The organism is Amycolatopsis rhizosphaerae, from assembly GCF_007713715.1.
Lineage (GTDB): Bacteria > Actinomycetota > Actinomycetes > Mycobacteriales > Pseudonocardiaceae > Amycolatopsis_E > Amycolatopsis_E rhizosphaerae.
On sequence record NZ_VJWX01000345.1, the window covers coordinates 1 to 7,730 of the forward strand.

The 7,730-nt window shown below is 70.7% G+C and carries 10 protein-coding genes; 5 read left to right on the plus strand and 5 right to left on the minus strand.

What is annotated here, in order from left to right; all coding sequences use genetic code 11:
• Both FNH05_RS26705 and FNH05_RS26710 read left to right on the plus strand, forming a co-directional pair.
• A partial coding sequence (locus tag FNH05_RS26705) for a TNT domain-containing protein (RefSeq protein ID WP_144591471.1) occupies positions 1 to 633 on the plus strand: 633 nt, incomplete at its 5' end.
• Positions 630 to 914, plus strand: a complete 285-nt coding sequence (locus FNH05_RS26710; protein ID WP_144591472.1) for a hypothetical protein — start codon at positions 630 to 632, stop codon at positions 912 to 914. The genes FNH05_RS26705 and FNH05_RS26710, both read left to right, overlap by 4 nt.
• Before the next feature lie 23 nt (positions 915 to 937).
• Here the strand turns inward: FNH05_RS26710 and hisN are convergent, their stop codons facing one another.
• On the minus strand, positions 938 to 1,723 hold the full coding sequence (hisN, locus tag FNH05_RS26715) for a histidinol-phosphatase (protein ID WP_144591473.1): 786 nt from the start codon (positions 1,721 to 1,723) through the stop codon (positions 938 to 940).
• Positions 1,724 to 1,770: 47 nt separating this feature from the next.
• Between hisN and FNH05_RS26720 the strand changes: the two genes are divergently transcribed.
• Together FNH05_RS26720 and FNH05_RS26725 are read left to right on the plus strand one after the other, a co-directional pair.
• Positions 1,771 to 2,463, plus strand: coding sequence for a response regulator transcription factor (locus tag FNH05_RS26720; RefSeq protein ID WP_144591478.1), 693 nt, complete (start codon positions 1,771 to 1,773; stop codon positions 2,461 to 2,463).
• Positions 2,464 to 2,477: 14 nt separating this feature from the next.
• Positions 2,478 to 3,767: an ATP-binding protein gene (locus tag FNH05_RS26725; RefSeq protein ID WP_144591474.1), complete on the plus strand. Its 1,290-nt coding sequence runs from the start codon at positions 2,478 to 2,480 to the stop codon at positions 3,765 to 3,767.
• 72 nt (positions 3,768 to 3,839) lie between these two features.
• Here FNH05_RS26725 and FNH05_RS26730 read toward each other — a convergent pair whose 3' ends face one another.
• Together FNH05_RS26730 and rsgA are read right to left on the minus strand one after the other, a co-directional pair.
• Positions 3,840 to 4,532 carry a GNAT family N-acetyltransferase gene (locus FNH05_RS26730; protein ID WP_222426716.1) on the minus strand — a complete coding sequence of 231 codons (693 nt, stop codon included), beginning with the start codon at positions 4,530 to 4,532 and terminating at the stop codon, positions 3,840 to 3,842.
• Entirely contained in the window at positions 4,529 to 5,605 is a 1,077-nt protein-coding gene (rsgA, locus tag FNH05_RS26735; RefSeq protein ID WP_144591475.1) for a ribosome small subunit-dependent GTPase A, read from the minus strand. The genes FNH05_RS26730 and rsgA overlap by 4 nt, the downstream gene beginning before the upstream one ends.
• Before the next feature lie 394 nt (positions 5,606 to 5,999).
• Here rsgA and FNH05_RS26740 point away from each other — a divergent pair, with 394 nt between their 5' ends.
• Positions 6,000 to 6,557 (plus strand): AAA family ATPase, encoded by a 558-nt coding sequence (locus FNH05_RS26740; RefSeq protein WP_144591476.1) that lies wholly within the window; start codon positions 6,000 to 6,002, stop codon positions 6,555 to 6,557.
• A gap of 5 nt (positions 6,558 to 6,562) precedes the next feature.
• On the opposite strand, the gene FNH05_RS26745 is transcribed toward FNH05_RS26740, so the two are convergent.
• Both FNH05_RS26745 and FNH05_RS26750 read right to left on the minus strand, forming a co-directional pair.
• Positions 6,563 to 7,078: a GtrA family protein gene (locus FNH05_RS26745; protein WP_186382755.1), complete on the minus strand. Its 516-nt coding sequence runs from the start codon at positions 7,076 to 7,078 to the stop codon at positions 6,563 to 6,565.
• A 36-nt stretch (positions 7,079 to 7,114) separates the two neighbouring features.
• Positions 7,115 to 7,663, minus strand: a complete 549-nt coding sequence (locus tag FNH05_RS26750) for a GtrA family protein (protein ID WP_144591477.1) — start codon at positions 7,661 to 7,663, stop codon at positions 7,115 to 7,117.
• Positions 7,664 to 7,730: the final 67 nt, after the last annotated feature.

Genomic DNA, 7,730 nt, shown 5'->3' on the forward strand with positions numbered 1-7,730 from the left:
CTCGGGCACCTTCCCGTGGCCTCGGCTCGTCCCGCCCGGCAACTGCCGGTACCCCCGCCCGAGGCCGACTTCGCGCCGGGCCTGCGCTTCCCTCCGCACGACCATCCCCACTCCGGCCTACTCGAGTCCTCCGAGGCCTGGGAGAAGGTGCGGGACGGCTACGCCCGCCTGCCCACCCCACCCGGTGAACCTCCGGCGGAGCTGACCGACGGCCACCGGCCGCTCGGCGGACTGTCCAAACGCGACTGGGAACGCCGGTTCCAGGTCGGCTCCCGCGGTGGCGTACCGGAGTACGCCTGGCCGCCCGCGGAGGTTTTTCCCGAGGGCGGGACCGCGCCGGGAGAGCCGGAGCTGCTGCCCGAGGGGGTGCTGCTCGACCGGTTCGGCGGGATCGGTGGTCGCGTGTTCGCCCTGGACGGCACTCCCTTCGCGAGCCGCTCCCTGCCGCCGGCGTTGTTGTCCGCCGGGTACCGCCGCTACCGCGTGCTGCGCGAGGTGCCGATGTGGCGGGCGGAGTCGGCGCCCTGGTTCGGGCAGCCCGGCGGCGGACCCCGGTACCGGGCCGTCTACTCCGCCGACGAACTGGTCAGCATGGGCTACCTCGCGGATGTGACCTTCGAGGAGGAGGAATGAACGTCGAATCGGTCGTGCGCTGGCTGGAAACCATCGGGGTGCCGCCCGAGGTGGTCTCCATCGGCGCCGAGGCCGACAACGCGTGGTGCGTCCTGCGGGTCGAGGAGTCCGAGGAGGGCACACCGGTGTGGGAGGTGTTCTGGCGGGAGCAGGGGAACCGGTACGACTGGGCCCGCTTCACCAACGAACAGGTCGCATGCCACTACCTGTTCGGCAGGCTCGCCTGGTCCCAGGTGGCTCGCGGCGCCGTCGGTCTCCTGCCCGCCGCCACACCGCGCTGACGGGTCCGACGGCCGGGCAGGCGTCAGTTCCGGTGCAGGGTGGACAGGGCCGCGTCGTGCAGGAGGCCGTTGGACGACAGCGCCGAACCGCCGTCGAAGGTCTCCCTGCCGGACAGGTCGCTGAACCGGCCGCCCGCCTCGGTCACCAGCACCTGCATCGGCGCCACGTCCCACGGGTTCACGATCGCCTCGGCGGCCAGGTCGATGGCGCCCTCGGCGACCAGGCAGTGGTGCCAGAAGTCGCCGAACGCGCGGGTTTCCCAGCAGGCGTCGGTGAGGGCGAGGTACGCCTCGCGCGAGTGGTACTCGGTCCACGAGCCGAGGTGCGTGGTGGACAGGTACGCGTCCGACAGGCCGGCCACGCCGGAGACGGAGATCCGCCGTTCACCGGTCGCGTCGCGCAGCCAGGCACCCTCGCCCGAACTGGCCCACCAGCGGCGGCCGAGCAGCGGGGCGCTCACCATGCCGACCACCGGGGTCCCGTCCTCGACCAGTGCGATCAGGGTGGCCCACACGGGCACTCCGCGCAGGAAGTTCTTCGTCCCGTCGATCGGATCGAGGATCCAGGTGCGGCCGGACGACCAGGCGCTGCCGCCCCGCTCCTCACCGGCGATCGCGTCGTCCGGGCGTTCCTCGGCGAGCAGGGCCCGGATGGCGTCTTCGACCGCGGTGTCGGCGTCGGTGACCGGGGTGCGGTCGGGTTTGCTGCGCACCGTGAGGTCGAGCGCGCGGAAGCGTGCGGTGGTGATCGCGTCGGCCGCGTCGGCCAGGCGCGCGGCGAGAGTGAGATCGGAGGAGTAGCTCGGCACGCGACGATGGTTTCACGTCCCCCGGCCGTAGAGTTGGCCAGGTGAGCATGGTGTTACTCGCCGAGGACGATCCGGCAATCGCGGAACCGCTGTCGCGCGCACTGCAGCGCGAGGGCTACGAGGTCGAGGTGGTCGGCGACGGTCCGTCCGCGCTCGCCGCCGCCGGTGATCACCGTGCCGACCTGCTGGTGCTGGATCTCGGCCTGCCCGGGATGGACGGGCTCGAGGTGTGCCGCCGGTTGCGCTCCAGCGGCACCGAACTCCCGGTCCTGATGCTCACCGCCCGCACCGACGAGGTGGACTTCGTGGTCGGGCTGGACGCCGGGGCCGACGACTACGTCGCCAAACCCTTCCGGCTGGCCGAGCTGCTCGCCCGGATCCGGGCGCTGCTGCGCCGCCGGGCGCCCGAGGTGCTCGAGGCCGGGGGTGTGCGGATGGATCTGGGCGCGCGCTTGGTCACCGTGGACGGCCGTGAGGTGCAGTTGGCGAACAAGGAGTTCGAACTGCTGCGCGTGCTGATGAGCCGGGCCGGACAGGTGGTCAGCCGGGACGAGATCCTCGCCGAGGTGTGGAACGACCTGGAATCCAAGACCTCGAAGACCCTCGACATGCACATGTCCTGGCTGCGCCGCAAGCTGGCGGTCACCGGTGACGGCAAGGGGGCCGTGGTGCACTCGGGCGACGGGGAGCGCCGCATCGCCACCGTGCGGGGCGTCGGCTTCCGCTTCAACATCGACTAGCCGGCCGGGGAATCGTGCGCCGCCGCATCCTGCTCGCCATCCTGCTGGCCGTCGCGGTCACCGCCGCGGCGCTCGGCATTCCGCTCGGGGTGACGGCGTGGAAGCTGGTCGACAGCATCACCGTCGAGGACCTCGGGGCGCGGGCGTCGCAGATCGCCGCCACGCTCGACACCGATCTCGCCGACGGTCAGCTCAGCCAGGCCGATCTGGACGGGGTCGCGGTGGCGATCCCGCCGGGCGGCAGGCTCACCGTGCAGCTGCCGGGGCTGCCGAAAATGATCGAGGGGGCCGATCCGGGGCCGGACGTGGTGACCGCGCGCGTGCAACTGGCCCGCGACGGGAACCTGGAGCTGGCGACCGCGGCCGGTCCGCTGAGGTCCCGCCAGACCACGGTCACGCTCGCCGTGCTGCTGCTGGTGGTGCTGTCGGTGAGCATCGGCACCGTGGTCGCCACGGTGACCGCGCGTCGCCTGGCGAAGCCGCTGCGCCACGTGGCCGAGCGGGCGTCGAAGCTCGGCGGAGGCGACTTCCGGCCCGATCCCAGCCGGTACGGAGTGGGCGAGCTGGACATGGTGGCCGAGGCGCTCGACACCTCCGCCACCGCGCTGGCCCAGCTGGTCCAGCGGGAACGGCAGCTCGTCGGGGACGTTTCCCACCAGCTGCGCAGCCGCCTGACCGCGCTGCAGCTGCGCCTGGAATCGTTGACCATCGTCGAGGACTCCGACGTGGCCGAGGAGGCCCGCGCCGCGCAGGAGCAGGCCGACCGGCTGTCGGAGGCGCTGGAGGAGCTGCTGGCCGCGGCACGTGCGGCCAGCGAGGCGGACGTCGAACCGGTGGAGCTGGCGACGGCGTTGCCGGAGGTCGCCTCGGAGTGGCGGCAACTGCTGCGCGCGGAGGGGCGCAACCTGCGGCTGCGGATCGGGGACGGGCTGGTCGCGAGGGCGACCCCGGGGCGGCTGCGGGAGGTCATCGGCGTGCTGCTGGACAACGCACTGCGGCACGGGGCGGGCACCGTCACCCTCGCCGCGCGGCGAGGGGAGGCCGAGGGCACCGTGGTGGTCGACGTCAGCGACACCGGCTCCGGTATTCCGGACGAGCTGGTGCCGCACGTGTTCGAGCGGGGTTTTTCGGGTGCCGGGTCCACGGGCGTGGGACTCGCGCTGGCCCGCGCGCTCGCCGAGGCCGACGGGGGCAGGCTTGAGCTGTCCAGCCGCCGCCCCGCCGTGTTCAGCCTGTTCCTGCGCGTCCCCAGCCCCGGGGATCTCCGCGAGGTCCGCTGGCCCTCCGAACGGGTGCCGCGGTAGCGCGTCGCGGCGTGCGGCCGAACGACCCCGGCGCATTGCGGGGGCCGTTCGGCACGGGCAAGGAGCCGGAGGTCAGACGCCGAACGCCGCCGCGTAGCGGATGACGCCGCTTGGGAGCGGCCGCTCAGGGACGAGGGCGAGCGCCATCATGTACTTGTCCTCGACGTCGAAGGACGGGTGGATGCCGAACCCGGAGGCCGGGGTGAAGCCGAACCGGGGGTAGTACTCGGCGTGGCCGAGCACGACCACCAGATTCTCGCCCTGCTCGCGGGCGGCGTGCAGGGCAGCCTGGATGGCGGCGGAACCGGCGCCCCGCCGCTGGTACTCGGGCCTGACGGCACAGGGGCCCAGCGCGAGCGCGGGGGAATCACCGACGTGACAGCGTGTGAGCAGCGCATAGCCGGCAAGGTCGCCGCCGGGTGACTCGGCCAGCCAGGACAGGCCGGGCAGCCACGCCTGCGGGTCGGCCCGCAGGGCCTCGATGAGGTCGGCCTCGTGTGGTGCGGGGAAGGCGGCGAGGTTGACGTCGCGGATGACTTCGACGTCCTCGGCGGTCTCGGGACGGGTGGTCCAGGAGTTGATGATCATGGTCGGGTTCGTTTCCTCGTTCTCCCGTGTGTGCGGGACGTAGCCGGTGTACCGGTAGCCCGCGCTGTGCTCGCGGGGCAGGGTGGTCTCTTGCGGGGTGGCCGCGACCGCCTCGGGATCGGGGCGGCCGCCGGGCCGTTGAGCGGTCCCGGGGATCGGCGGGACACGGCGGGTCATCGCTGCTGATCCCGGAACTTGTAGGTCGTGCGCAGATGACTGGTGATGGCCTTCTGCCGTTTGGCACGCTCGTCGCGCAGCCGGGCGTGCGTGCGCGAGGCCGCCCAGGCGTTCTCGCGTTGCAGCTTGCGATAGCTGTCCAGCCGGCGCTGGGGCAGTTCGCCCGCCTGGATAGCGGCCTGGACCGCGCAGCCCGGCTCGGTGTCATGCGCACAGTCGCTGAAGCGGCAGCTCCTGGCGAGGTGCTCGATCTCGGTGAAGACCTGCTCCAGACCGTCGGCGGCGTCATGGAGGCTGATCCCGCGCAGGCCGGGGGTGTCGATCAGGACGCCACCGCCGGGAAGGGGGACCAGTTCACGGCGGACCGTGGTGTGGCGTCCCTTGCCGTCTTGGGCCCGTACGTCGCCGGTCGCTAGGCGCTCCTCGCCGAGCAGCGTGTTGCCGAGGCTGGACTTGCCCGCGCCCGAGGGGCCGAGCAGCACGGTGGTACCGCGCACCAGCGCGGCCAGCGCCTCGACGTCCCGGCCAGTGGCCACGCTGGTGACCAGGATGTCCACGCCGGGTGCCAGCACGCCCGCCTCGGCGTACACGGTCTGGACGTCGTCGGCCAGATCCGCCTTGGTCAACACGATCACCGGCTGTGCCCCGCTTTCCCAGGCCAGGGCGAGCAGTCGTTCCAGTTTGGCCGCATCCAGGGGGACGGCCAGGGACAGCGCGATGACGACCGTGTCGATGTTGGCGGCGAGCACCTGCCCATGGGAGGAGTTGGACGCCGACGAACGCACGATCGCGCTGTGCCTCGGCAGCAGGGCCGCCAGGTGTGGATCGGTGCCCGGGCGCACCGCGGCCCAATCACCGGTGCAGGGCATGAGCAGTGGATCGGGCACGGGTGGCACCGCGAACGTGGCTCGCACCGGGCCCGACGCGGTGATCGCCGTGCACAGCCCGCGATCGACTCGTGAGATCCGGGCCGGTAGGAGGCCCGCTTCATAATGTTCGGTGAAGGTTTGGTCGAGCGTGTCGGTCCACCCGTACCGGGACAGGCCGGAGGGATCCGTGAAGGTAGATGGCAACGTGAGACACCTTGCGGAGAAGGGGCCCCGACGAGACGCGGACGTCACCCCTGCCGATGAGCACAACGGCTCAAGGCTGGGGGGAAGAAGTAGGTCAGACCGGGGCCCGGGACGTGAGGATGGTCCGGGCGCTGCGCAGTGCAGCGGTCTTCACCGCGGTCATCAAACCTCACCTCCCTCTCCTGCCGATCCAACATCAACTACCGGCAGCGTAGCAGCTCCACCGCGGTGAGGGAGCCAAGGCACCCCACAGCACGGTTGCTCTTCATGACCGGCTGTTGTTCAGCCTGTTCCTGCGCGTCCCCAGCCCCGGGGATCTCCGCGAGGTCCGCTGGCCCTCCGAACGGGTGCCGCGGTAGCGCGTCGCGGCGTCGGAATTTATAACCTTCAAACCATGACGGAGCCGGGTGCGCTGATCATTCTCACCGGCCCGCCGGGGGCGGGAAAATCGACCATCGCGCGTGCACTGGCCTCGCGTCGGCCGAAGGCTGTCCATCTGCACACGGATGACTTCTGGCATTACATCGTCGCCGGGGCGATCGCACCCTACGAGCCCGCGGCGGACGCGCAGAACCATGTGGTCCTCGACGTCATCGCCGGCGCGGCGTTCACCTACGCCCTCGGCGGATTCACCACCTTCGTCGACGGAATCGTCGGCCCCTGGATGCTGCCCCACTTCCACCGGCAAGCCCGAAACCATCCCGGGCTGTCGCTGCACTATGTGGTGCTACGACCGGGCCGCGACGTCGCACTCACGCGCGCCCGGCAGCGAACGGCGCCGACCGCGCTCACCCGGGAAGAACCGATCCTGCGAATGTGGGACCAGTTCGCCGACCTCGGCGAACTGGAGCGTCATGTCATGGACACCTCGCGAGACGACCCGCAATTCAGCGCGCAATCCGTCGCCGCCGCCATCGACAGTCGGCGCTTCGTCCTCTCAACAGAGGCCTGACCGACTCACGACCGGTTGTTGTCGCGGCGGCGCTCGCCGAGTTCGTCCGGGAAGACCCACTTCTTGAAGCCCCAGAAGCGGAACACCATGGCCAGCAGCATGCCGATGATGGAGCCGCTGATGAAGTCCGCCGTTTCCTGGATCCAGCGTTCGACGAACGGCGTCTCCAGGTGGAACGCGTAGCGGGACAGGTACAGGGGGATCAGGTTCACCACCACGGCCAGCCCGCTGATCACGAAGAACAGCGCGGCTTCGTGGTGCCGCTCCCGGCCGCCACGGGTCCGGAAGGACCATTCCCTGTTGAGAATGTAGGAAACGATGGTCGCGACGATGATCGCGATGGCCTTCGCAGTGGTCGGCTTGGATTCCAGCACGCCCAGTTTGAGCAGGTACCAGACGCCGTTGTCGACGACGAAGGTGGTGCCGCCGACGATACCGAATTTGAGCAGCTCCCGATGTTTGATCAGCGCCGAGCGCAACGGCTCGGGTGTGCGCGAGAGCACGCTTTCCACAACGGTCACTTCGGCAGTGTACGTAGCGGGGATGTTCCGGTGCGGTCAGGCGGCGCTTTTCTCCGGCTCCCGGGGGGTGCCCGTGACGCCCCTGACCAGCTTCGGCCGGGCGTCCGCCTGCGGGAACACCCATTTCTTGAACGCCCACCAGCGGAAGACCATGGCCAGGAGGGTGCCGAGGATCATCCCGCTCACGTAGTCGGCGATTTCCTGGGTGAGGGGCCGCACGTGCGGGACGCGCAGGTCGAGCAGGTAGTGGGAGACGGCCAGCGGCAGCGAGTTCAGGCCCACCGAGATGCCGCTCACCAGGAAGAACAGCGCCGCCTCGTGCGGGCGTTCCCGGCCACCGCGGGTGCGGAAGGACCATTCCCGCGAAAGCACGTACGAAACCACGGTCGCGACCAGCACGGCCAGGGTGAGCGCGGTGACCGGGTTGGCGGGCAGGACGGTCAGCTTCAGGCCGTAGTTCACCGCGTTCGTCAGCACGAAGCAGGTACCGCCCACGACGGCGAACCTGAGCAGTTCGGCGTGCTTGGTCAGCAGTGCGCGCAGTGGCCTCGGTAGCAGCCAGGCCACGGCGTCGAGTCCGGCCATGGCCGCAGACGTTACCGCGCCGTCATCATTCGTCCGGGAACAGCCACCACCAACCACCGTGCCGCCG

Excerpts from the sequence above, each read along its gene's own strand:
- FNH05_RS26710 (WP_144591472.1), top strand. The coding sequence starts at position 630 with ATGAACGTCGAATCGGTCGTGCGCTGGCTGGAAACCATCGGGGTGCCG.
- FNH05_RS26720 (WP_144591478.1), top strand. The coding sequence starts at position 1,771 with ATGGTGTTACTCGCCGAGGACGATCCGGCAATCGCGGAACCGCTGTCG.
- FNH05_RS26730 (WP_222426716.1), bottom strand. The coding sequence starts at position 4,532 with ATGACCCGCCGTGTCCCGCCGATCCCCGGGACCGCTCAACGGCCCGGC.
- FNH05_RS26740 (WP_144591476.1), top strand. The coding sequence starts at position 6,000 with ATGACGGAGCCGGGTGCGCTGATCATTCTCACCGGCCCGCCGGGGGCG.
- FNH05_RS26750 (WP_144591477.1), bottom strand. The coding sequence starts at position 7,663 with ATGGCCGGACTCGACGCCGTGGCCTGGCTGCTACCGAGGCCACTGCGC.